The sequence below is a fragment of the Sphaerospermopsis sp. LEGE 08334 genome, from assembly GCF_015207205.1.
GTDB lineage: Bacteria > Cyanobacteriota > Cyanobacteriia > Cyanobacteriales > Nostocaceae > Sphaerospermopsis.
Genome location: NZ_JADEXH010000020.1, coordinates 73,990 through 97,602, shown reverse-complemented (window position 1 = coordinate 97,602; position 23,613 = coordinate 73,990). Strand labels below are relative to the sequence as shown.

General features: G+C 35.4%; 20 protein-coding genes. 17 read left to right on the top strand and 3 right to left on the bottom strand.

The annotated features are described in order from the left end of the window. The 8 genes from IQ237_RS26305 to IQ237_RS13175 form a co-directional block, all read left to right on the top strand. Positions 1-182: hypothetical protein (locus IQ237_RS26305; RefSeq protein ID WP_228020188.1), on the top strand; the 182-nt coding region annotated here is incomplete at its 5' end. A gap of 187 nt (positions 183-369) precedes the next feature. Continuing rightward, on the top strand, positions 370-738 hold the full coding sequence (locus IQ237_RS13205) for an RNA polymerase sigma factor (protein ID WP_194055810.1): 369 nt from the start codon (positions 370-372) through the stop codon (positions 736-738). 9 nt (positions 739-747) lie between these two features. Continuing rightward, positions 748-1,470 (top strand): RNA polymerase sigma factor, encoded by a 723-nt coding sequence (locus IQ237_RS13200; RefSeq protein ID WP_228020202.1) that lies wholly within the window; start codon positions 748-750, stop codon positions 1,468-1,470. Positions 1,471-1,958: 488 nt separating this feature from the next. Beyond that, positions 1,959-2,684, top strand: coding sequence for a hypothetical protein (locus IQ237_RS13195; RefSeq protein ID WP_194055808.1), 726 nt, complete (start codon positions 1,959-1,961; stop codon positions 2,682-2,684). Positions 2,685-2,806: 122 nt separating this feature from the next. Beyond that, positions 2,807-3,850: an inosamine-phosphate amidinotransferase 1 gene (locus IQ237_RS13190; protein ID WP_194055806.1), complete on the top strand. Its 1,044-nt coding sequence runs from the start codon at positions 2,807-2,809 to the stop codon at positions 3,848-3,850. Between the two features lie 19 nt (positions 3,851-3,869). Continuing rightward, positions 3,870-4,991, top strand: a complete 1,122-nt coding sequence (locus IQ237_RS13185; RefSeq protein WP_194055804.1) for an ATP-grasp domain-containing protein — start codon at positions 3,870-3,872, stop codon at positions 4,989-4,991. 80 nt (positions 4,992-5,071) lie between these two features. Beyond that, entirely contained in the window at positions 5,072-5,776 is a 705-nt protein-coding gene (locus IQ237_RS13180) for an iron-containing redox enzyme family protein (protein ID WP_194055802.1), read from the top strand. A gap of 164 nt (positions 5,777-5,940) precedes the next feature. Beyond that, positions 5,941-7,674 carry an ABC transporter ATP-binding protein gene (locus tag IQ237_RS13175; RefSeq protein ID WP_194055800.1) on the top strand — a complete coding sequence of 578 codons (1,734 nt, stop codon included), beginning with the start codon at positions 5,941-5,943 and terminating at the stop codon, positions 7,672-7,674. A gap of 45 nt (positions 7,675-7,719) precedes the next feature. Here IQ237_RS13175 and IQ237_RS13170 read toward each other — a convergent pair whose 3' ends face one another. After that, positions 7,720-8,829, bottom strand: a complete 1,110-nt coding sequence (locus IQ237_RS13170) for a response regulator (RefSeq protein ID WP_194055798.1) — start codon at positions 8,827-8,829, stop codon at positions 7,720-7,722. A gap of 1,051 nt (positions 8,830-9,880) precedes the next feature. Between IQ237_RS13170 and IQ237_RS13165 the strand changes: the two genes are divergently transcribed. From IQ237_RS13165 to IQ237_RS13145, 5 genes are all read left to right on the top strand, one after another. Then, on the top strand, positions 9,881-10,654 hold the full coding sequence (locus IQ237_RS13165) for an ABC transporter permease (protein ID WP_194055796.1): 774 nt from the start codon (positions 9,881-9,883) through the stop codon (positions 10,652-10,654). 117 nt (positions 10,655-10,771) lie between these two features. After that, entirely contained in the window at positions 10,772-11,668 is an 897-nt protein-coding gene (locus tag IQ237_RS13160; RefSeq protein WP_194055794.1) for an ABC transporter ATP-binding protein, read from the top strand. Positions 11,669-11,775: 107 nt separating this feature from the next. Next, positions 11,776-12,165 carry a DUF2358 domain-containing protein gene (locus IQ237_RS13155; protein ID WP_194055792.1) on the top strand — a complete coding sequence of 130 codons (390 nt, stop codon included), beginning with the start codon at positions 11,776-11,778 and terminating at the stop codon, positions 12,163-12,165. 43 nt (positions 12,166-12,208) lie between these two features. Then, a complete protein-coding gene (locus tag IQ237_RS13150) occupies positions 12,209-13,396 on the top strand; it encodes a TRC40/GET3/ArsA family transport-energizing ATPase (protein WP_194055790.1) in 1,188 nt (395 codons plus the stop codon). A 304-nt stretch (positions 13,397-13,700) separates the two neighbouring features. Then, positions 13,701-16,475 (top strand): GAF domain-containing protein, encoded by a 2,775-nt coding sequence (locus IQ237_RS13145; protein WP_228020186.1) that lies wholly within the window; start codon positions 13,701-13,703, stop codon positions 16,473-16,475. 205 nt (positions 16,476-16,680) lie between these two features. Here the strand turns inward: IQ237_RS13145 and dnaN are convergent, their stop codons facing one another. Continuing rightward, complete coding sequence (gene dnaN / locus IQ237_RS13140) at positions 16,681-17,829, bottom strand: DNA polymerase III subunit beta (protein WP_194055788.1); 1,149 nt, start codon at positions 17,827-17,829, stop codon at positions 16,681-16,683. Positions 17,830-18,327: 498 nt separating this feature from the next. Further along, a complete protein-coding gene (dnaA, locus tag IQ237_RS13135; protein ID WP_194055786.1) occupies positions 18,328-19,698 on the bottom strand; it encodes a chromosomal replication initiator protein DnaA in 1,371 nt (456 codons plus the stop codon). 321 nt (positions 19,699-20,019) lie between these two features. Between dnaA and IQ237_RS13130 the strand changes: the two genes are divergently transcribed. The 4 genes from IQ237_RS13130 to IQ237_RS13115 all read left to right on the top strand — a co-directional run bounded on the left by IQ237_RS13130 (position 20,020) and on the right by IQ237_RS13115 (position 23,305). Continuing rightward, positions 20,020-21,276, top strand: a complete 1,257-nt coding sequence (locus IQ237_RS13130) for an HhoA/HhoB/HtrA family serine endopeptidase (RefSeq protein ID WP_194055784.1) — start codon at positions 20,020-20,022, stop codon at positions 21,274-21,276. Between the two features lie 103 nt (positions 21,277-21,379). Then, entirely contained in the window at positions 21,380-21,946 is a 567-nt protein-coding gene (gene def / locus IQ237_RS13125) for a peptide deformylase (RefSeq protein WP_194055782.1), read from the top strand. A gap of 308 nt (positions 21,947-22,254) precedes the next feature. Next, entirely contained in the window at positions 22,255-22,545 is a 291-nt protein-coding gene (locus tag IQ237_RS13120; protein ID WP_194055780.1) for a DUF5132 domain-containing protein, read from the top strand. Between the two features lie 232 nt (positions 22,546-22,777). Beyond that, on the top strand, positions 22,778-23,305 hold the full coding sequence (locus IQ237_RS13115; protein WP_194055778.1) for an HMA2 domain-containing protein: 528 nt from the start codon (positions 22,778-22,780) through the stop codon (positions 23,303-23,305). Positions 23,306-23,613 lie beyond the last annotated feature (308 nt).

Below are 23,613 nucleotides of genomic sequence, written 5' to 3'. Positions count from 1 at the left end.
GGGGTGGGGTGTATTTCATCTGCTTGGGAAAAGCTATAGTCAATTCTTCTCGTTTTAATAAAAAACTATTTCAGACAATACCCGACTTGATCCGACCTGAATACCCGACTTTTCCGACTGTCACACAGCAGAAAATGGTAGTAACTTTAGATAAGAGCAGCAAATACTACTCTAGTCAATAATCGAAACCTTACCAAATAATTAATGGTTAAGTATTTTGATGATGCAAGTATGCAAGGAAACACACTTAAAGAGCTAAGGGTAAGAGATTTTTCTTGCCCTGAACTCTGACCATTAAAGGAAAAAACTTCCCCTTGTCCTGCTTCAAATACCAGCGTAATAGTCCTAATATATATAAATTCATTGGGTATGTCCGTTTACACTTCTTCCTTATTATCGGCCATTGACTATCAAAATATAAACTCCGATTTTTGGCAGTTATGGCAAGAATATCAAGACTATTTACATCGTTGTTGCGTCAAGTGGATGGGTAATGCTATTGATGCGGAAGATGTGCTGAGTCAAGCAATGTTGAAAGCCTGGGATAAGCTACGTAATTCTACGGTGGAAATTAAAAGTTTTAAAAGTTGGGTGACTAAGCTAACTTATAATCTCTGTGTGGATATCCATAGAGAACGTCGTCGGGGTGGAAAGCAGGTTGAAAGTTTGGATACTATAGGTGTTGAATATCAAGAGGAAATAGGTAGTCAGGAAGAAAATCCAGTTCTTGTTGCGTAGCAACAAGAACTGGAAAATTTTTTTGCCATTTTTATAGATGAATTACCTGCTAGACTGCGGGAAACGTTTATTTTGCATTTTAAAGACGAACTTTCATATCAAGAAATTGCTGAGAAACTGAGTATTTCTTATGATAATGTGCGTAAGCGTATTTCTCAAGCGCGGAAGATTTTACAACAGCGATATGATCAGGATTTTATTGGGGTAGAGGATGGATATTCGACAGATTTAGACAAGTGTAAATCTCCGACTTCTTCCCAGTCTCCAAAAAGGCGGAAATCCGAGAATACTGTTCAAACAGAAACCCCTAGTGGTGAGACTTTGGTGTTATCTAATGAATTAGAAACTGTGCAGATAGTGGATAAGGAAGAACCAGAACAAGCGGTTACTGTTTCGCAACTTGTTGTAGTGGATAGTCAATCTGATGGAGAGGTTGAAGACAAATCTGATTTAAATCAGGAGTATTTACAAAAAAATGTAGTTAAGCAGATTGGGTTATTCTTGAATAAGAAAATAGCTTTACTGGATATTTTTGGGTTTTGCGGAATTGGAAAAAATAGATTATCTAATAATTTTAATGGCAGACAAGATGCCTACCCTACAATAATTAATATGTTGTTTTATTTATTTTATTTTCAAGTATTATGGCAATTATGGGCTGATAGTGGAGATTTTCACAACAAGATCCCCGACTTCTTCAAGAAGTCGGGGATTTCAATCTCCACAAACTAAATCCATGCATTACTCACCAGATAATTCTGTGGGCATATTTTCCATTTCCACGTCTTTTCCTACGGGATAAATATTAATTTTATTTTTGCCACCCGTTCAAATTTTAACTCGCGGTTATTTTGACATAACCGATAAAACTGTTCGTCTGTAAAGTGAACAGTGTCTAGATTTAGGTTTAATGAACTTGTAACCATAGAGTTAATCTGAATATTTTTTTACCTCATCTTAAGCTGTTACGCAGCTTAATTTAATATTTTGTAGTCTAGAGAGCTTGCAGTAACGTTTTTTGGCAAAAAAAGTAAATGCGTAACAGCTTAACACTTTTTATGAGATTGAACAATAAAAGAGCGGACAGAAAGAAAAGTTTGATTGAGTCTAGGGAATTTAAAAAATTTGTTTTGCTGAATAATTCACAATTTTGATTTTAGAAACGTCTTACATATACAAGATAAAAAACTTGAGATACTGCAAAAAGCAAGGAGAAAATTATGGGTTGGTTTAGCACTCTAGTAAAAGTTGTTCATACTGCATCAGGTTTGTATTTACAAAATTTTGGAGACAATCTATCTGCAAACGATTCTGGTGGGAGTGGGACATCGCAAGTAACAACACAAATTGGAGCTTTGTCATTTATAAAAAATGTGCAGACAGGAGAGGCAACTGTTACAAACAATGAAAATAAAAGTTATTACATTTACTTTTCAAGGTTAGGTAATGATAATACTTTGGAATGTAAGCACTTAATTATTGAACCTAAACAAACCCTTGATGTTCATCAGCAAATGAAGGAATTCGCTGACGGACACATAAATTATACACCTGTAGAATTAAGTGGTAGTAGCAATGATTCAACGGTTTCCTTCTATGCAGAATATATATTGACTAATAATACAAAATTTTCGGACACTGAGCATATAGACTATACCTATGAACTCACAATGAGTCAAGATAAAAGTGAAATGATTTTCACTGCATCTGAAGAATTTCAGAACTTTGAAATATTATTTATGGATAGGAATGGAATAATATTCAACCTGAGAGATCCGAAAATAGATCAAATCCGAGATCAGATATATGAGGCAAGAGTCAGTATGCCTTCTGGATGTGACATCAGCTATCCATTTAGAGATGTGAAAATCTTAATGACAATATCTGGAGAACACTTAGAGGGATTTAAAAAAGTTCTAAAAAAAGGTGTGAAGGAAGTTGCCTAACAATAGACATATCCCTTGCGTAACTTCCATATTGTCTGATCAGTATCACGGAAAAACACTGTGCAGCGAAGGTTAGTTCGTGATTTTTTGTAATACCTGAAATTTACTACTAACAAATAAGAATGAGCAAAGTCAGCGTTCATAACGAGTGGGATACACTTGAAGAAATTATTGTCGGACGTGCAACTAACGCACAAATTCCTAGTCCCGACTTAGGACTATTTGCCATTGACTACAAAGACTATGGCAGTATTGAAAATATCCCATCTGGTCGCTATAGCGATCGCATTATCGAAGAAACAGAAGAAGATTTGGACGTACTCGTGCAAACACTTCAAAAACTCGGCGTTACTGTTCAGCGTCCTGAAATAGCCGATCATTCTGTCAAGTTTCGTACTCCTGATTGGGAAACAAATAGTCAGTATAACTACTGTCCTAGAGATTTAATGCTGACAATTGGAACATGGATTATTGAAACTCCAATGGTCTTTCGTTCCCGCTTCTTTGAAACTCTATCTTACAAATCAATTCTCATAGATTATTTGCAAAGTGGAGCGAAATGGATTTCATCACCCAAACCTCGATTAGCTGACGATATTTATAATCTTGATGACCCTAATTCTTTTGCCATCAAAAACCATGAACCTGTATTTGATGCTGCTAATATTTTACGGATGGGGCGAGATTTAATTTATTTGGTATCTGATAGCGGAAATCCATTAGGAGCGCAATGGCTTCAGACAGTTTTGGGTGATGAGTATAGAGTACACACCTATAACAACCTATATTCTGGAGTTCATTTAGATTCTACTTTTGCCCTCATTCGCCCTGGTTTAGTAGTAGTTAATGCTGAAAGAGTTGGCGAACAAAACCTGCCTGAACTGTTCAAAAATTGGGATATTATCTATTTAGATAATATTGTTGATATTGGTTATCAAGCCAATACAGCATTAAGCAGTAAATGGGTAGGCATGAACCTATTGATGGTAAATCCTAATTTAGCAATTGTTGATCAAAACCAAATTCCCCTGATCAAAGAGCTTGAGAAACATGGCATAGATGTAATTCCTTTGCAAATTCGCCACGCCCGAACATTAGGCGGGGGTTTTCACTGTGTAACACTGGATATCCGGCGCACAGGTTCTTTAGAAGATTACTATCAATAAAATATCAAAAGAAAGAAAAATGACAAATTTTCAAGCATTACCTATACCTAAAGAAAAACTTTTTGTCTGGGCTTTTATTCCCTATAAAATTACACCCCAAGGATTAATTGGAGAATTTTATGATAATGAAGGTTATCGTCAAGAACTAGCAAACGTTTTTCACGAACTTGGCATTAAATGGAAATGGCAGCCAATTACCCTAGAAAATATGCAATCAGTAGTTAAGGAAGTATTAGCTTCTAATAAAAACTATACTCCTGTTGTGCTGAATTATTGCGATGGCTTTGATGAAGTTGATGGTTATCCTGGTCTTTCTGTAATCAAGTTATTGGAAGAGAAAGGGATTATTTTTACAGGTGCGGATTCTAACTTTGAACATCAGACCATCTCCAAAATTAGAATGAAAAAGGCTTTGCTTAAAGCGGGTGTATCTACTGCACCTCATGAGGTTATTTCTGATGTTAACAACATTGGGGGAATTTGTGAAAAACTGGGAACACCTCTAATTGTTAAACCTGCTATCTCTACTGGAGGAATAGGATTGTCTAGTAAGTCCGTTGTTAATAGTGATGAAGAAATTTATCAGCAAATACAATATTTGTTAAAAGAACAAAAAGAATCTCTATTTACTCTCGAAAATGTTTTTGTGGAACGCTTTATCAATGGGCGAGAATTTACTGTTTTTATTGTTGGTTCTTCTCAACAGCCTGAAAAACTAAAAATTTATCCACCTTTAGAGTTTATTTTTAACTCTAATTTATCTGAATTTGAAAAGTTTAAATCTCACAAAGTTCATCTTGAAGTAGAAAACTTTTTATTGGGAGAATTAGTTGATTATTCTTTGTCTGACAAAATTTGCGAACTTAGTAAACTTGCTTACTGTGCAGTCGGTGGCAATGGATATGGACGGGTGGACATACGGATGGATGACAAATCTCAAGAACTTTTTGTACTTGAAGTGAACGCCAATTGTGCTATATCTTCTCAGCCTATCTCGCCATTATTTCAATATGGTGAAACATCTGTTGGCACGATCATACATCTTGCTAACATTCCGTTTGTGCAGTTGATGTCAGAGATTCTTAGAGCCGCTTTTTCTAAACAGTCTATCTTCTTTCCGAAGATACTCCAAGTAATATAAAACTATATAGTTTTTATTGTCATATAGTTTTTAAACAAATTAAATCACTCTAATACATTGTAAAAAAGGAAGCAAGTTTTATGTTGATCACTGATAACGTACAAAATGAATCTCAAGTTACTAATCTCAATAGTTCAATTGAAACTTTAGATTCTCAATCAATACAACTTTCTCAAACTATCAAGGAAATTGAAAAATGTATGAAATCATTAGAGGAAAATGCCTCAAAATTTCCTTGGGAAAATCGAGTCTGTTATGCTGAATGGTTAGCACAATGTTATTATCAAACTTCCTATACCCCTCGTATGGAAGCTCTGGCACTTTCTCGATACAGTACTAATAGTAAATTATTTCCTTTCTTTATTGAGAGTCTTAAAGGGGAGCTAGGTCATGAAAACTTAGCACTCAGAGACTTACAGTCATTAGGTTATTCTATTGATTCATTTCCAGAACTACCAGCTACATCCAGCTATTACCACAGTATTTTCTACTTGATGGATTACGAAAGTAGCTTATCTATTTTAGGATACAGGATTCCCTTAGAAGGTTTCGCTAGTCAGGATAGTGAGATTCTTTTTTACGAAAAAATGCGAGATATATATGGTGAATCGTCAACATCCTTTCTTAAAGTTCATGCTTTAGAAGATGTTTCTCACCACAAGCAAGGTTTAAAAATGCTTGAGATGTGTGATACCAAAGACCTAATGGCTATCTGTAAAGCCTGTCAACAACTTGCTTATGTTGATGAAGTAATTTTAGAGGCAATCAAAAAGAAACACCTCTAAAATCTGCTAGTCTAATAGTTCTAAATCAGGGACTGTGGTATCTCAGCCAGAGGAAAATAACCAGCTAAGATACTACAGTTTTATTCTGTACTGGTAATGCTACCTTAGCTGACTTGAGGAAATTCTAGTGTATTAGAGCAAGTCACCTTTTAATTTTAAAATTAATGAATCTAATTTGGTTTCTCAAACAACTCAACAAATATCTTGCTTCCTACCGATGGTTAGCTATTCTTCTTATCGCTCGTGGTCTTTTTGAGGCGGCTTTTGAATCCTCAATTAGAATGAGTTTAAAGTTTATTATTGATGGGGCTATCATTCCTCAAAATTACAATCTTTTAATTTTAATTCTGTTATTATTAGGATTGGGAGCAATTTTATTTGTTTTTGTCGGATTGATCGGCGATTTTTGGGCGACAAAATTTAATATTTTTGTGATCAACAATATCCGCAATTCTATGTTTTATCGCCTCCAAAATCTATCTATGGAATTTTTTGGACGACGTTCACCCGGCGATATTGTTAACTGTTTTATAGCTGATACGGAAAAGGTAGAAAATAGTTTACAGTTCGGGTTAATTATGATTTTAGAACTGGGTAGCATCCTATTTTCTGCTATTTTTATGTTTTCCCTCAATTGGCAATTAGGTATAATTAGTTTGATTGGTTTAACTTTTTGTGTTTTTGCTCCCGCAAAAATTGGTGGTATTGCTACTAATCAAACTTATGAATTAAGAGATACTCAAGGTCAAATTGCTAATACAATTCAAGAAAATATTATCTCTCAAAATGTTATTAAATTGTTTGGACTACAACAACGTAATATTCAGGATTTTTCTCGGCAATTACAAGATTTAAAAAAGGTTTATGTAAAAGCTAAATTTTCCTCTTATTTAGTGCAAAGGATTCCTACTTTAGTATTTGTCTTTGTCCAAATCGCTATTATTACTATAGGGGCAATAATGACCTACAAAAACATAATTACCGTGGGAACTCTTGTCTCTTTCCAAGTTTTATTAGTAGGTTTAAATCTGAATATCCTCAGCTTTACTTTTTCCCTTCCTTATATCATCGAAGGAATAGCGGGAATGCAACGCATCTCTGTTTTATTATCTGAAGTTCCCCAAGTCCAAGACGCACCAAAAGCCATTGAACTACCTCATTTTTCCGATACAATTAAATTTAACAATGTTACCTTTAATTATTCATCAGAGAGAAGAGGAATCAACAATCTATCCCTAACCATCAATAAAAATGATTTTATAGTATTTGTAGGACATTCTGGTGCTGGTAAAAGTACCATTGTTAATCTCTTAACCCGACTTTACGACCCAGAACAAGGTAATATTCTTGTTGATAATATTGAATTACGTTCCTGCACTCAAAAATCTTTACGGGAACAAATAGGACTGGTTTCTCAAGAGGTGATTTTATTTAACACTTCCATCCGTGAAAATATTAGAATGGGTTATTTAGAAGCCACTGATAAAGAAGTAGAAACCGCCGCTCAAGATGCAGAAATTCATGATTTTATTCTCACCTTACCCCAAGGTTATGATACCCCAGTAGGTGACAGAGGCGGACAATTATCAGGAGGACAACGCCAAAGAATTGCTTTAGCTAGAGCATTAATCAGAAAACCTGCTATTTTGATATTAGATGAAGCTACATCTGCTCTTGATTTAGCCACAGAAGCAGATATTCTCAACACAATAGATCATATTTCTAAAAAATGTACAGTGATTATGATTACCCACCGTATTACCCATGCTTTACGTGCTAATCAGATTTTTGTATTAGAAAATGGTAGCATTGTGGCATCGGGTAATCATCAAGATTTATTGCAACAAAATGGAGTTTATGCACAACTTTGGCAACAAAGTCATCAAGCACATAATTAACACATAATTGAATATATGGTGTAGATATTTCCCTATATTTACCCCCTAATCTTTCACCTCGCGCACACTCATCGAAAAGCCATCACCTAATTTCATAGCGATCAAGTTATAGCATTTCTTTTGCATATTGGTTTCCAAAAAAAAATCTTGTTCGAGTCTTTCTCCTGTTTCCACTACCTGTACTAACTGTTCAAAAAATCTGGGAATGAGTTGATTTAAGAATTGCTTTTGCATGAAATTATTAGTCAATTCTTCTCGTTTTTTACCCAAGATTTTCGCATAGACAGGATTAACTAATAAATAGCGAAAGTCTTTGATTTCTCCATTTACCATATCCCTCACAGCTTGCATAGCAGCAATTCCATCTCTGGAACTATTCAATAAACTGGCAAGAAGGGCGCGAGATTGATAGAGAATTTCTGCGGTTTGTTGATGTTTCTCAATTTCTTGGCGTAGCTGGCGTTTTTGCTGTTGCAAAGTCAGATGAGTTTGAATGCGGACAATAATTTCTTCCGTTTGAAATGGTTTGGTAATATAATCAACTCCCCCGACTTGAAAGGCTTTGACTTTATCAAAAACTTCGTTTAATGCACTGAGGAAAATAATCGGAATATCTGAAGTTTCTTCCTCAGATTTGAGAATTGAGCAGACTTGATAACCATCAATATCTGGCATTATTATATCAAGTAAAATCACATCTGGGGGGTTGTTGCGGACAGTTCTTAATGCCATGTTACCGTTGGTGACACTGCGAACTTTATACCCCTGTTTAGTTAAAATATCGGATAAAAAATACAGATTTTCGATGATATCATCAACAATTAAAATATTGCCTTTGGGGTCTTCAGTTTGATAAGTTTCCTTTTCGACAATGTTTATATAAGATTGAGTAGAGGCGGCGTTTCGTTGTAAAAGTAAATGGCGAAAGTTACTCTTGGTGACTTTTTCTCCCATTAAGTCGGAAAGGCGTTTCCATAATAATGAGGCTAAATCTTTAATATGCCCCACACTTATGTATAAACTATCTGCAACAGCGTTATAGGTTTCATTTTCCCAAGCAGCTTTGAGGATTCCTTTCTCTGGGAAGGTTAGTTTTTTACCTGTTTTGGATTCTAGGGTTGAGTCTACCCATTGGATTGCTTCTTCAAGATTCATCAGTAGTTAAATGTCATTTTTTAGGGTTTTTGATCATGCTATTTTGTAATTTATTTTACAGATAGATTTGCAATTAGCGATCGCAGCTACCTCTAGTAAGTGTTCATATATGTAAATGTTGGCTACTTTTTCAGTTATATTGACCGTACTTTCTCTTCATTTCTTTCCAAAGTCAAATAGATTTATCTATAGGATTTGTATATCATTACCATTAACTATTCATATTATACATTTCTTTCATCAGACGCTTTACCACTTACTTTTCTGATGAATTATATCCAGCTTTGGTCTCACTATAAATACATTTAAAAGTATTTTAGATAAAACCAGACTTGATCCGACCTCAAGATCCGACTTTTCCGACTAGCACGTAGGATAAAAGGGTATTAAATTTAAATGCAATGACTAAATACTGCTCTAGTCAATGATCAAAACCTGACCAGAATAACTTATGGTTAAGTATTTTGAGAATGGAACTAAGTAAGGAAAAAGACTTCCAGAGACAGGGGTAAGATATTTTTCTTGCCCTGAACTCTGATCATTAGGTATCTTCAGTAATTAAATGTGCATAACCACCAAACCCTTGTAGAGACGTTATATAGAACGTCTCTACAATTATTTTCGGAGAGGTCTATAGGAATAATATAGGAATAATATTTGATATCTGAAATTGTTTGCGTAGTCAGATAAAACGCAAAAGGTAAGATGTAAAAGGGTTTCAGAGAATTTAGGTGTACAGATTTTTCTTAAAAATCAAATATGAGTCCTATATTGGTGATTTACAGAGTCAAGGATGCTAAATCTTTAAAATGATCTGCGATTCTGATTTTTGGTGGTAGCTTCATTTCCTGATCTTCTCTCTTTGTTTTAATTAAGAATACCACTTCACCCTATTTTATTGATTCTTCTGGAAATGAATGTTAGAATATCTAACATGGGCTGTTTCTGGCTTTCGAGTTGTTTTTTTGGAAGATTATAACTCTACTACATCAGCCCTCTTTTCATACTCTTTTTTGGACCCCGCTATTGATTTGTAAATCCAATTATCAACATGAAATATTGGCGTGAAACTATAGCTGTAACTCAGCGCATCTTAATCGAACTGTTACGACGCAGACGCAGCTTAATTTTTTGGAGTATTTTCCCTATCTCAATTTTAATTCTTAACGGATTTATTTTGGCAGAACAGGCAAAATTAACAATGGCTCAAGCTTTAGAAAATGCTGCACCTTCAACTTTGGTAGGTGCTGCACTATTTTTTAGTTGTTTGGGTGGAAGTGTCGCTACTGTAGTCGCAGAAAGAGAACAGCAAACCCTGAAACGGTTGTTTATTTCTCCATTAAGTGGTACATCTTATTTTTTGGGAATTTTTCTCGCTCATAGCTGTATTGGTATTGGACAAACTCTTTTAGTGTATACTATTGCTGCTTTTTGGGGTGCTACTTTTCAAGGTTCGATTTTCTTAGGAATTATCATCATTTTATTAAGCATCATTGCTTATGTTGGCTTGGGATTTATTTTAGGTACACAATTAGCTAGACGCATTGAAGATGTTAATGCTTTGGTGGCAGCTTTTGGTGTACCTTTATTAATTTTAGGGGGCGCATTTTTACCCACTTCTTTATTTCCGAAAACTCTGTTAGATATTGCGAAATTTAATCCCATTTATCACATGAATGAAGCTCTTTTAGGAGTGTGGGCTAAGGGGGCAAATTTTCATGATATCATTTTACATTTGTGGTTTTTATTCTGGTTTGCTATGATTATGTTAGCCTGTGGATGGGTATCTTATCAACGGATGTTGAGAGTGGAAAGGAGACTTTAAAGCAATTGATAATTGATAATTGACAATTGTTTCATTCAATGTTTTTTGAAGAAAAAAAAGAAAAAAATCCGCTATCTAATCTATAAGTATATACAACAACATATTTAAATTCAAAATATGCTCAGAATTAAAAATGTAAATAAGTCCTACAAAAGCCGAAAAGTGCTGCAAAATTTAACATTCAGTATTCAGCCTGGAGAAGTTTATGGTTTACTAGGTGCAAATGGAGCAGGTAAAACAACAACAATCAATATTATTTGTAATTTACTAAATGTTGATAGTGGTTATATTACAATCAATCATCAACCGATTTCCGAAACAACCAAAAAATTAATTGGTATTGCACCTCAAGAAAACCTCTTATATAAAACCCTTTCCTGTGCAGAAAATCTCAAATTTTTCGCTGATATTTACGGTTTAGATCGAGAAACCAAACAACAACAAATAGAAGCAACTCTCAAAGCTGTAAACTTATTAGATAGAGCTAAAAGTCCTGTAGAAACTCTTAGCGGCGGAATGCAAAGACGGTTAAATATTGCTGTTGCTTTGGTACATCAACCCCAGTTAGTCATTCTTGATGAACCAACTACAGGTTTAGATATTGAAGCACGATATGAAATTTGGGAATTAATTCGTAATCTTAAAAATCAAGGAATGACAATTTTATTAACTACCCATTTATTAGATGAAGCAGAAAGACTTTGTAACCGTATTGGCATTTTAAAAGATGGTAAAATCTTAGCAGAGGGTAGTTTATCTGAGTTAAAAACTTTAATTCCCGGACAAGAAATTGTCATGTTACAAACAACACAAGAAGAAGAGGCGATCGCCCTCGCTCAAGAATATGGTTTCATCCCCAGGCGTTATGGTAGCGATTTAGGTTTTTTACTACCAGAAGTATTAGAATTAAAAGAAATCCTTGCTAAATTTGATAGTATACCCATTGATTCTATTTCCCGTCAACCTGTACGATTAGAGCATATTTATGTAGAAATAACCAAAAGTGACTGGTGACTGGTGACTGGTGACAGGTGACAGTTAAGAGGGAATAGGGAATAGGGAATATATAATCATTATTTACCAATCACCAATCACCAATTACCAATTACCAATTACCAATCATGGATATTTTAGAAACACTTAAAGCCGACTATCAAAGATTTCCAGTTAATCAAACTTACAGCATTTATGCAAAGGATGTTTATTTTCAAGATGCTGTATTTAAATTTCGGGGTTTAGAAATTTATAAATGGATGATTAAATTCATTCAAACATTTTTTCTCAATCTCAAAATGGATTTACATAATATTCAACAACAAGAAAACACAATTAAAACCGAGTGGACACTTAGCTGGGATGCTGCATTACCCTGGAAACCAAGGATATCTATTTCTGGTTGGAGTGAACTCCGTCTCAATAATGAAGGTTTAATAATTTCCCACATTGACTATTGGCACTGTTCCCAATTAGATGTACTAAAGCAACACCTATTTTCCAGAAACAAAGGATAATGTAAATAAATGTAAACAAAATTCAGGTAGGACATAATCATCCATGCGAGTAATTTTAATGACTGGTAAGGGTGGAGTGGGTAAAACCTCCGTCGCAGCAGCAACCGGACTTCGTTGTGCAGAACTCGGTTATAAAACATTAGTTTTAAGTACAGATCCTGCTCACTCCCTAGCAGACAGTTTTGATATAGAATTAGGACACGACGCAAAACAAGTGCGCCCAAATTTGTGGGGTGCAGAACTCGATGCACTACAAGAATTAGAAGGTAACTGGGGTGCGGTAAAACGTTACATTACCCAAGTTTTGCAAGCACGGGGTTTAGAAGGAATACAAGCGGAAGAACTGGCAATTTTACCAGGAATGGATGAAATTTTCGGTTTAGTGAGAATGAAACGTCATTATGATGAAGGAGAATTTGACGTTTTAATTATTGATTCTGCCCCCACAGGTACTGCATTACGTCTTCTAAGTTTACCAGAAGTTGGTGGTTGGTATATGCGGCGTTTTTATAAACCTTTTCAAAACATCTCTGTAGCACTCAGACCACTGGTAGAACCAATTTTTAAACCCATTGCTGGTTTTTCTTTACCAGATAAAGAAGTAATGGATGCACCCTATGAATTTTATGAACAAATAGAAGCACTAGAAAAAGTATTAACTGACAATACACAAACCTCAGTTAGACTTGTCACCAACCCAGAAAAAATGGTGATTAAAGAATCGCTCCGCGCTCATGCTTATCTGAGTTTATATAATGTAGCCACAGATTTAGTTGTAGCTAATCGTATTATTCCCAAAGAAGTTGAAGATCCATTTTTCCAACGTTGGAAAGAAAATCAAGAACAATACCGCCAAGAAATTCATGAAAACTTCCTCCCTTTACCTGTGAAGGAAGTACCATTATTTTCTGAAGAAATGTGTGGTTTAGCTGCATTAGAGAGACTGAAAGAAACTCTCTATAAAGATGAAGATCCAACTCAGGTTTATTATAAAGAAACCACTATCAGAGTTGTGCAGGAAAACAACCAATACAGCTTGGAACTTTATTTACCGAATATTCCTAAAAGCCAGATTCAACTGAGCAAAACCGGGGATGAATTAAACATTACCATTGGTAATCATCGCCGTAACTTAGTTTTACCCCAGGCTTTAGCCGCATTGCAACCAGCAGGGGCAAAAATGGATGATGATTATCTGAAAATACGCTTTGCTGATAATGTGAGAGTTTAGGAGATAGTTGATAGTTGATAGTTGATAGTTGATAGTTGATGGTTGATAGTTGATATTTAATATTTATTAACTGTCACTTGTCACCTCTCACCTGTCACCTATTCCTTAACGATAATTATGCGAAAGTTCAGCTTAAATTTAATTAAAAAGAAGAATATAGGAATAATATTTGAATTTTGAACAAAACTCAGTACACCTAAGTCTTATAAAACCCTTTTGCCTCTTGCCTGCCTACACAGATAATTTCAGATATCAAACAGGATTCCTATAGACTATAATTAATGTATAAATGGTTGTATGAAAAATGGTTTCCATCCCTCCACTAGACCTGCGAACAGGCATGGCTCAAGAAAGGTTACTGCGTAGGATTACAAATCGTATCCGTCAATCATTGGAACTAGAAGACATTATTACAGCAACCACAGCCGAGGTGCGTTCTTTGTTGGGAACTGACCGAGTAATGATTTATCAATTTCATGACGATGGTAGTGGTCAAGTTATTGCTGAATCTATTTATGAAAATCGTTTACCGTCATTGTTGGGTTTGAACTTTCCTGCTGATGATATTCCTCCTCATGCACGAGAATTATTTATTAAGTCGCGGGTGCGTTCTGTAGTCAATATTGAATCTAAAGAAATTGGCCAAAGTCCTGTGCGTAACCTAGAAACAGGAGAAATGATTTCTGAGGATCTTCTTTATCGTCCTGTAGATTCATGTCATATAGAATATTTGACAGCTATGGGGGTAAAATCTTCAGTAGTAGCACCAATTATTTATCAAAATCAACTGTGGGGATTATTAACATCTCATCATTCTCAAGCACGTGAAGTAGCAGAATATGAACTAGATGCAATGCAGATGGTAGTTGAGCAATTATCAGTTGCGATCGCTCAAAGTAATCTTCTCACCCAAGCCCGTGCCAAAGCAGAAAGAGAAGCTATTATTAATCGTATTGCTACACTGCTGCATTCCCTACCAACCATTGTTTTACAACCAGCATTAGAAGCTACAGTTGCTGCATTTAACGGTATTGGTGGTAGATTATGTATTAGACATAATGCCTTTGACTTACAACATAGTCACTTTAAATCTTTAACAGAATGTTTAATTCCTGGTAGTAACTCTCTCCAGCTTTATGTATGTGGAGAGCAACCAGTTATTCCCAACCCAAATATATATCCATTGCTAGAACAGTATAGCGTTTGGCAGGAACATTATAAATCTGGAGAATATGAAATTTGGGCAATTAATGATATTTACCAAGATTCTAATTTACGAATTATTCAACTAGCATTTAAACCCACAAAAATTCGCAGTATTTTAATGATTCCCCTGCACTATCGACAAGAATTAGTGGGATATTTAAGCATTTTTCGCAATGAAATAGAAACAGAAACCCTGTGGGCGGGTAAATTTGATCCAGACAATAGACAACTTTATCCCCGTTTATCGTTTGACTTATGGCGTGAATCTAAAAAATCCCAAGCACAAAAATGGACAGATGAAGAAATTGAACTAGCTGGAGAAATTCGCAAACACTTTGCTTCAGCGATTCAACAATATGAACTTTACCAACAAGTCCAAAGTTTCAATGAAAATTTAGAAAAACAAGTCCATAAACGGACATTAGAAATGCAAAGAACAGCAGAACAACAAAAAGCTGTCTTTGGAGTCATCAATAATATTCGGGAATCACTTGATATTGAAACTATTTTTAAAACCACAACTAAGGAAGTTTGTCAATTAATTAAAGCAGACAGAGTTTCTGTTTATAAATTTACAGAAGATTGGGGTGGAGAATTTGTTGGTGACTTTGAAGCTACTAATCCCAACTGGTTTAATGAAACTAAACTAGGAATTAATACAATTTGGAATGATACTTACTTACAAGATACTCAAGGTAGAAGATACCGCAACAATGAAACCCTCGCTGTAGATGATATCTACAAAATGGGATTTACCCCCTGTCATATTGATAATCTTGAACAGTTCCAAATTCACGCTTTTGTATTAGCTCCGATATTTATTAGACAACAACTCTGGGGTTTACTTTGCACCTATCAACACAGTGGTCCCCGGCAATGGAAAACTTCAGAAGTTAATTTTATTAGTCAAATAGCCTCACAGTTGGGAGTAGCTATTCAACAAGCTGAATTATTAGTAAAAACTCAGCAGCAAGCGGATCAACTTACACAAACATTGCATGAATTAAAAGCCACTCAAACCCAACTAATTCAAACAGAAAAAATGTCATCTTTAGGGCAACTTGTAGCTGGTGTTGCTCATGAAATCAATAACCCAGTTAACTTTATTTCTGGAAATCTCATCCATATCAATGAATATGCTGAAGATTTGCTGAATATGCTGGATATATATCAGCAGAAATATCCTGAACCCTGCGAAGAAATTATAGAACTAGCAGCAGAACTAGATTTAGAATTTCTCCTAGAAGATTTACCCAAAACCTTATCTTCTATGAAAATAGGGGTAGATAGAATCCGGCAAATAGTCTTATCTTTGCGGAATTTTTCACGTCTTGATGAGGCAGAAATGAAAGAGGTGAATATTCATGAAGGCATTGATAGCACATTATTAATTTTGCAGCATCGTTTAAAAGCCAGACCTGAATCTCCTGGTATTGAAGTTATTAAAGAATATGGTGATTTACCATTGGTAGAATGTTTTGCCGGACAACTCAATCAAGTCTTTATGAATGTTTTGAGTAATGCTATTGATGCTTTAGAAATTTACATAAAACATACAGCAGAAAGTCCCAAAGAAAATCCCAAGTCAGGAAAAATTACTATTTCTACTACTGTGGGAGTAATGAATGACAATGAAAAAAGTGCAGTCATTCAGATTAGAGATAATGGACCAGGAATGCCAGAAACTATCAGACAAAGAATATTTGATCCATTTTTCACCACTAAACCCATAGGAAAAGGTACAGGTTTAGGTTTATCAATTAGTTATCAAATTGTCGTTGAAAAACACGGTGGGATTTTCAAATGTGATTCCCAACCAGATGTAGGTACAGAATTTTGGATTGAAATTCCTATTAAACATATTAGTCATTAGTCATTAGTCATTAGTTATTAGTTATTAGTTATTAGTTATTAGTTATTAGTTTTCTCGTTCCCATACTCTGTATGGGAATGAATTTTAAAGGCTCTCCCTTGAGTATTAAAAATAGTAGAGGTAGAGCCTCTATATAGTGATTCCCAGTTGGAAACTGGGAACGAGATAACGAGATAACGAGATAAACCCAATCACCAATCACCTATTAATTTCTCAACTGCACAGGCATAGCTAAATAGGTCATTTTTAACCCACCTAAAGGAGTAAAAATAACTGGGGTTAAACTTTGATTTAAGTGCATTTGAATTTCTGTAGAAGGTAATTCTTTTAAACCTTCCATGAGATATTTGACATTAAAAGCAATGTCTATATCTTCCCCAGAAATTTGCGCCGGCATTGACTCTGTACCACTTCCCACGTCTTGCGCTTCACATGATAATGTTATTTCTTGATTTTCGTTATCAATGCTGATTTTGACAATATTATTTTTCTGATCCGCTAATACTGCAATTCTTTCCAAAGTGCTGATAAATTGCTTGCGTTCTAATACTACTTGGCGTTCAAATTGACGGGGAATTAATTGCCGATAGGCGGGATATTGTCCTTCTAAAGTGCGGCTAGTTAAACGTTGATTTTGCCAAGCAAATACTATTTGACCTTGATCTAAATATAAGGATACAGATTCTTCTGAAGAACTATGAGCCAACATCCGTTGTAATTCTCTTAATGCTCTTGCTGGTACTGTAACTTCTAACTGTTCGCTACCTTCTAAGGGACGCTCGTTAGCGGTTTCTAGCACTGCTAAACGGTGTCCATCTGTAGCTGCAAATTCTAAACTGTCTTGTTTAACGGTTAAATGTAAACCTGTGAGGACTTGCTTGGTTTCGTCGGTGCTGGTAGCAAAGAGAGAACCTTTTAAACCTTCAATTAATGCAGCGGTGGTGAGTTGAATTGGTTCTGAGACTTCAATTACAGGTAATTCGGGAAATTCTTCTGCACCCATAGCGCGGACTTGATATTTACCGCTTTTGGGTTTGAGGGTGACTACTATACCTTCTCCGGTGTTGTCTGCTGACTCATCATCTAGGGTAATTTCCCCTTCTGGTAAACGAGAGGTGATATCTAAAAGTAGTTTAGCAGGAAGAGCGATCGCACCCCCTTCAATTACTTCTGCACTAAAACTGGTACGGATACCCAGACTCAAATCAAACGCTGTTAAACTGACTTGGTTGGTTTCCGCATCCGCTTGTAAAAGCACGTTAGCAAGAATAGGGTGAGTCGGTCTTGATGGTACTGCACGACTGACGAGGGAAAGATTGGTACTGAGGTCACTTTGAGAGCAAACTAATTTCATAGCGCAGGGAATAGGGAATAGGGAATGGGGAATAGGGTTGAGTTTGAGGAGATATATTTGTTCTCATCACACTGACAACCGCTATCAATATGGATTTAACAAGCGAAAAACAATGGTAACAAATTTTTGACATGGAAGATATAACTGCTAAAAAGCTGATTACTGATAGCTGATTGCTGATTGCCATATCTGTGGAAAAGCTGTGGAAAAGCTCGCCTATTTTTCCACAAGGTAATTATACTTAATGTATTTTCTTGACAAAATTATTAAGTTTTCCACAACTTTTTCCCCAAATGGTCATATTTTTTCCACAATCGCAGTGAAATTTAACAATTTTTTATACTTGGCTTAATATTAGGTGACAGGTGACAGGTGACAGGTGACAGTGAATGGAGATGGGGAGATGGGGAGATGAAGAAAGCGTGTCATTTTTATGATTTTTACCAAGATTGTTGGAAATTATGCACCCAAATCAATGCCAAATACAAGATACTACTTTTAATAACGACTATTCATATTAATGCGATCGCTCAACTGTCGTAAGGTTTGCATTAAACTTTTATCCGTCTCCTGAAGTTGGGTAATTTTATCACAACTATACATCACCGTTGTATGGTCTTTCCCGCCAAATTCCTCCCCAATTCTTGGTAAACTTAATCCTGTATATTGACGCATTAAATACATTCCAATTTGTCTAGCCCAGCTAATTTCCCGACGGCGAGAACTACCTTTTAAATCTTCACTTGAAAGATTAAAAAACTCAGCTACCACATTTAAAATAACTTCCGGTGTAGCTTCCGGTTTTTGGCTAGAAGTGCTTAAAACTGGGGTGATATTTTCCACAGTCATAGGTAAACCCCAAATAGAAATATAAGCCAAAGCCCGAATTAACGCCCCTTCCAATTCTCTAATATTAGAAGTATAATTATAAGCAATATATTCAACTACATCTCTAGGTAAACGAATATTTTCATATTCAGCTTTTTTCTGTAAAATTGCCATGCGCGTTTCTAAATCCGGTGGTTGAATATCCGCAATTAAACCCATAGAAAACCGCGAACAAAGACGCTCTTGTAAACTCGGAATTTGATAAGGAGGACGATCCGAAGCAATGACAATTTGCTTTCCTGCCTCATGTAAAGTATTAAAAGTATGAAAAAATTCCTCTTGAGTATATTCCTTACCTTCTAAAAATTGAATATCATCAACTAATAAAATATCAGCAGCGCGGTAATGTTCCCGAAAACTCTGCATACTATCATTACGAATTGCAGTAATTAAATCATTAGTAAACTGCTCGGTTGAAACATAAAATATTTTAGAATCAGGATAAATTTCCCAACGATAATTACCAATAGCTTGCATTAAATGAGTTTTTCCCAAACCCACACCACCGCATAAAAATAAAGGATTAAATTCCCTTCCTGGATATTCTGCCACTGCCAAAGAAGCAGCATGAGCCATTCTATTATTAGCGCCAACCACAAATCTAGAAAAAACGTACTTAGAATTTAACTCTGTACTTTTTTGTTGATTTTTGGGAACATTTGATTGAATAGTATTAACTGCTGGAACTTCCCAATTAACATCTTGTTGATTTAATGCAGAAACTTCATCACCTTGAACAGCAGTAATGTAAATTTCTACAGGATAACCTAAAATATCCTGCACCACACGCGCAATAGTATTGATGTAATACTTTTGCAACCAGTTTCTAGCAAATAAATTAGGAGTAGATATAACTAAGCAATTATTTTCTAGCTGTACTGCACTAGCAGTTTTAATCCAAGTTTCAAAGGTAGGACGAGATAACTCTAACTGTAAACGCTCTAACACCTGATGCCACAGATTGTCTAGGGTAAATTCCATCATCTACTACCTTTGCTGCTAATTGCCACAATAGAAGAAGATATGAGCAAACAATTATTGTCCGCATTCAGCTATCAGCAGTCAGAAATCAGCTAAAACTAAGTTTGTGACTGAGTTTTTAGCTTTTTGAATCAAGTAGACTGATACGAAAAGCAATCTGTAATTTAGTCTATCAACGCTGATCATTTATTTATGAATGCTGATAGCTGTTTACTGACGGCTGAATGCTTATTATTTAACTTTAAACTGTAACCATTCTGGTTGAACCCAGGTAGCTAATATCCTAGCACCTAGCGACTAACACGGAGAAAAAATAACATCATGAAGACAAATCATTATCATCTAGCTTCCAAACATATTGATACCAGTGATTTTATCCACCACAGGAAAGCAAAAACCAGAGTTTGGATGTTAATAACTGGGTTAGCCGCAGTAGTTCTTAGTGGCTGCTCTAACTTAAATAGTAGAACCTTAGAAGCACAACAAGGCACAAATCAAGTAGAAAAAACTACAAACACAAATGTGGGAATTGTGCCTCCTGCTATTATCGCATCTTCCGGCGACCCTAATTTTGTTGTTAAAGTAGTACAAAAAGTAGGTGGTGCGGTAGTTCGCATTGATTCCGCTAAAACAGTCACATCTCAAATACCAGCAGAATTTTCCGATCCATTTTTCCGCAGATTTTTTGGTGATAGAATACCCCAGCCAAGGGAAAGAGTAGAAAGGGGTAGTGGTTCTGGATTTATTATTAATTCCTCTGGACAAATTTTAACTAATTCTCATGTCGTAGATGGAGCAGATGAAGTTACGGTAACACTCAAAGATGGGCGAACTTTTGAGGGTAAAGTATTAGGAGAAGACCCAGTTACAGATGTGGCAGTCATTCAAATTGATGCTAATAATTTACCAGCTATAGCTTTAGGTAATTCTAATATATTACAACCAGGTGAAGCGGTAATTGCTATTGGTAATCCTTTAGGTTTAAATAATACAGTTACTTCAGGAATTTTGAGTGCTACAGATCGTTCTAGTAGTGATATTGGTGCTAGTGATAAACGAGTAGATTATTTACAAACAGATGCAGCAATTAATCCTGGTAATTCTGGTGGTCCACTGCTCAATGCTCGTGGTGAAGTCATAGGAATGAATACAGCGATTATTCAAGGCGCTCAAGGTTTAGGCTTTGCCATTCCTATTAATACGGTGCAAAAAATTTCTCAAGAATTAATTAGCAAAGGTAGGGTAGATCATCCTTATTTGGGTGTACAAATGGTGGCGCTGACACCAGAAGTTAAGGAAAGAATAAATACTAGATTTGGTGATAGAGTTTTAGTTGCAGAAAAAGGAGTTTTATTAGTTAGAATTGTTCCAGAATCACCAGCAGCAATTGGTGGACTCAGAGCAGGGGATGTGATTAAAAGTATTAATAATCAACCTGTAACTAAAGTGGAAGAAGTGCAAAAATTAGTAGAAAATAGTCAAGTTGGTAGTCCTCTACAGGTTCAAGTAGAACGCAATGGAACAACTGTTCAATTAATAGTTAAACCTGCACCTTTACCAATTAAAGGTGATAGGTAATAGGTGACAGGTGACAGGTGACAGTAATAAGAGTAGGGGTAATTCATGAATTACCCCTACACAAGAATCAAGTTTTTAGTCTGATTTTACAGGAGTTGGCAAAATGACCGATAAATCATCAATTATTCAATTAGGTAATCCTAAATTACGTGAAAAAGCAGCTTGGGTTGAAAATGTTGAAGATGATAAAATTCAAAAACTCATTGATGATTTAATAGCTACAGTTACTCAAGCTAACGGTGTGGGAATTGCTGCACCCCAGGTAGCTGAATCACTACGTTTATTAATTGTTGCTTCTCGTCCAAATGCGAGATATCCAGATGCACCAGAAATGCAACCAACAGCAATGATTAATCCGCAAATTATTAGTCATTCAAACGAGGTTTGTAAAGGTTGGGAAGGTTGTTTAAGTGTTCCCGGAATTAGGGGTTTAGTTCCCAGATATCAAACAATTAAAATTGAATATACTGATAGAAATGGAAATTTACAACAACAAGAATTAACTGATTTTGTAGCACGTATTTTTCAACATGAGTATGATCATTTAGAAGGAAAGGTATTTTTAGATAGGGTAGAATCTACGGAAGAATTAATGACTGAATTTGAATATCAACAGAGGATAGTTAAAGCAGATAATAGCTTAATGCTCAATACAAACCCTACTACATAAGGTTGAGTCTGAATTATGAAAACATCTACCATTAGCCAGAGGATTTTATGAAAGAAATTAGAGTAAATTAAGAAGCTTATTGTAAGCATTCAGCCGTCAGCTAACAGCCATCAGCAAAATTTACCAAAAATCCAAATAACTGGAGCATATAAATTTTGCCAAAATATAAGTAGGGAACTAAAATTTATAATTTTCCCACCAATTTATATGTGAAGGGTATTAAAAGCTGATTACTGATTACTGATAGCTGATAGCTAAATGCTGACCGCTTATTTAAGATTCTCTAATTTATTGGAGGTGGATTTAATATGGCAAAAATTACTGATTTTTTAGGAGATGCTGGCGCTCCTGGAATTATCGCTGGAATTGGTGCGGTTTTGCTTGCACCTGTAGTAATTCCTGTTGTTGCTGGAGTTGGTAAACCCCTAGTTAAATCAATAGTTAAAGGTGGTCTTGTTGCTTATGAAAAAAGCAAGGGAGCTTTTGCCGAATTGGGTGAAAATTGGGAAGATATCATCGCTGAAGCTAGAGCAGAAATAGCAGAAGAACAACACACACTAGCATTTGAAACTGCTTCGGAAAATCAACATAATTCCTAATAATTCGTAATTCGTAATTCGTAATTGAATTATGAAGTAAGAATTCAGGAGTCAGGAGTCAGGAGTCAGGAGTCAGAAGTCAGAAGTTGTTATTTTGGATTTTGGATGCAAAGATTTTGAATTGTATTGATAAACTCTAATCTAAAATCTAAAATCTAAAATTTTCCTCCTCATCTACCTGTTCCCTATTCCCTGACTCTGATAAAAATTTATAAATCAAGTTGGACGCTATATGTTAAAAATTACAGATAAAGCAAATTTAAATAAATCCTTTAATCCCATTGCTACAAAAATTATCAGTGATACTCCAGGAAGACTGCGGTTGAGAATTGCACCGGAAAATCGTGAAGTTGAGAAAATGCAACATATCGCCAATTTTTTAACAGCACAACCTCACATTAGTCAGGTGAGAACTAATATTCATCATGGTAGTATTTTGATTCATCATGATAATCAAACTGGTACTTTATCAGAAATTTTGGAAACACTGAAAGATATAGGCATAATTTTTGCAGATATTACCCAAGGTCAAACTGAAGCAGCATCGGGAATATCTCATGCAGTGATTGATTTAAACCAACGAGTTGAACGTGCTACAAATGGTACTGTAGATTTGCGTTTTCTGTTTCCCTTGGGACTTGGTACTTTAGCAGTGAGACAGTTAATAATTAAGGGTTTGCAATTAGAAGTAATTCCTTGGTATGTTTTAGCTTGGTACGCTTTTGATAGTTTCTTGAAATTAAATACAGGTGATAGGTGAAGACAATTTTAGATTTTAGATTTTAGATTTTAGATTGGAGTTCAATACTTTTCGGTTAAGCCCAAAACAATGAAACAACGTAGGTTGGGTTGAGGAACGAAACCCAACATTTACAAGGGTTTGTTGGGTTTCACTTTGTTCAACCCAACCTACAAAAATCCTTAACCGAACAGTATTAGATTGGAGTTTATCAATACAATCCAAAATCCAAAATCCAAAATCCAAAATATAATCCCTGTTCCCTGTTTCCTTCTATGAGCAAAAATGCTGAAATTTGGTGCTGTAAAAGTTTATCCTGAATTTTAGCA

Coding starts and splice junctions, on each gene's coding strand:
- IQ237_RS13205 (WP_194055810.1), top strand. CDS start 370: ATGTCCGTTTACACTTCTTCCTTATTATCGGCCATTGACTATCAAAAT.
- IQ237_RS13195 (WP_194055808.1), top strand. CDS start 1,959: ATGGGTTGGTTTAGCACTCTAGTAAAAGTTGTTCATACTGCATCAGGT.
- IQ237_RS13190 (WP_194055806.1), top strand. CDS start 2,807: ATGAGCAAAGTCAGCGTTCATAACGAGTGGGATACACTTGAAGAAATT.
- IQ237_RS13185 (WP_194055804.1), top strand. CDS start 3,870: ATGACAAATTTTCAAGCATTACCTATACCTAAAGAAAAACTTTTTGTC.
- IQ237_RS13180 (WP_194055802.1), top strand. CDS start 5,072: ATGTTGATCACTGATAACGTACAAAATGAATCTCAAGTTACTAATCTC.
- IQ237_RS13175 (WP_194055800.1), top strand. CDS start 5,941: ATGAATCTAATTTGGTTTCTCAAACAACTCAACAAATATCTTGCTTCC.
- IQ237_RS13170 (WP_194055798.1), bottom strand. CDS start 8,829: ATGAATCTTGAAGAAGCAATCCAATGGGTAGACTCAACCCTAGAATCC.
- IQ237_RS13165 (WP_194055796.1), top strand. CDS start 9,881: ATGAAATATTGGCGTGAAACTATAGCTGTAACTCAGCGCATCTTAATC.
- IQ237_RS13160 (WP_194055794.1), top strand. CDS start 10,772: ATGCTCAGAATTAAAAATGTAAATAAGTCCTACAAAAGCCGAAAAGTG.
- IQ237_RS13155 (WP_194055792.1), top strand. CDS start 11,776: ATGGATATTTTAGAAACACTTAAAGCCGACTATCAAAGATTTCCAGTT.
- IQ237_RS13150 (WP_194055790.1), top strand. CDS start 12,209: ATGCGAGTAATTTTAATGACTGGTAAGGGTGGAGTGGGTAAAACCTCC.
- IQ237_RS13145 (WP_228020186.1), top strand. CDS start 13,701: ATGGTTTCCATCCCTCCACTAGACCTGCGAACAGGCATGGCTCAAGAA.
- dnaN (WP_194055788.1), bottom strand. CDS start 17,829: ATGAAATTAGTTTGCTCTCAAAGTGACCTCAGTACCAATCTTTCCCTC.
- dnaA (WP_194055786.1), bottom strand. CDS start 19,698: ATGGAATTTACCCTAGACAATCTGTGGCATCAGGTGTTAGAGCGTTTA.
- IQ237_RS13130 (WP_194055784.1), top strand. CDS start 20,020: ATGAAGACAAATCATTATCATCTAGCTTCCAAACATATTGATACCAGT.
- def (WP_194055782.1), top strand. CDS start 21,380: ATGACCGATAAATCATCAATTATTCAATTAGGTAATCCTAAATTACGT.
- IQ237_RS13120 (WP_194055780.1), top strand. CDS start 22,255: ATGGCAAAAATTACTGATTTTTTAGGAGATGCTGGCGCTCCTGGAATT.
- IQ237_RS13115 (WP_194055778.1), top strand. CDS start 22,778: ATGTTAAAAATTACAGATAAAGCAAATTTAAATAAATCCTTTAATCCC.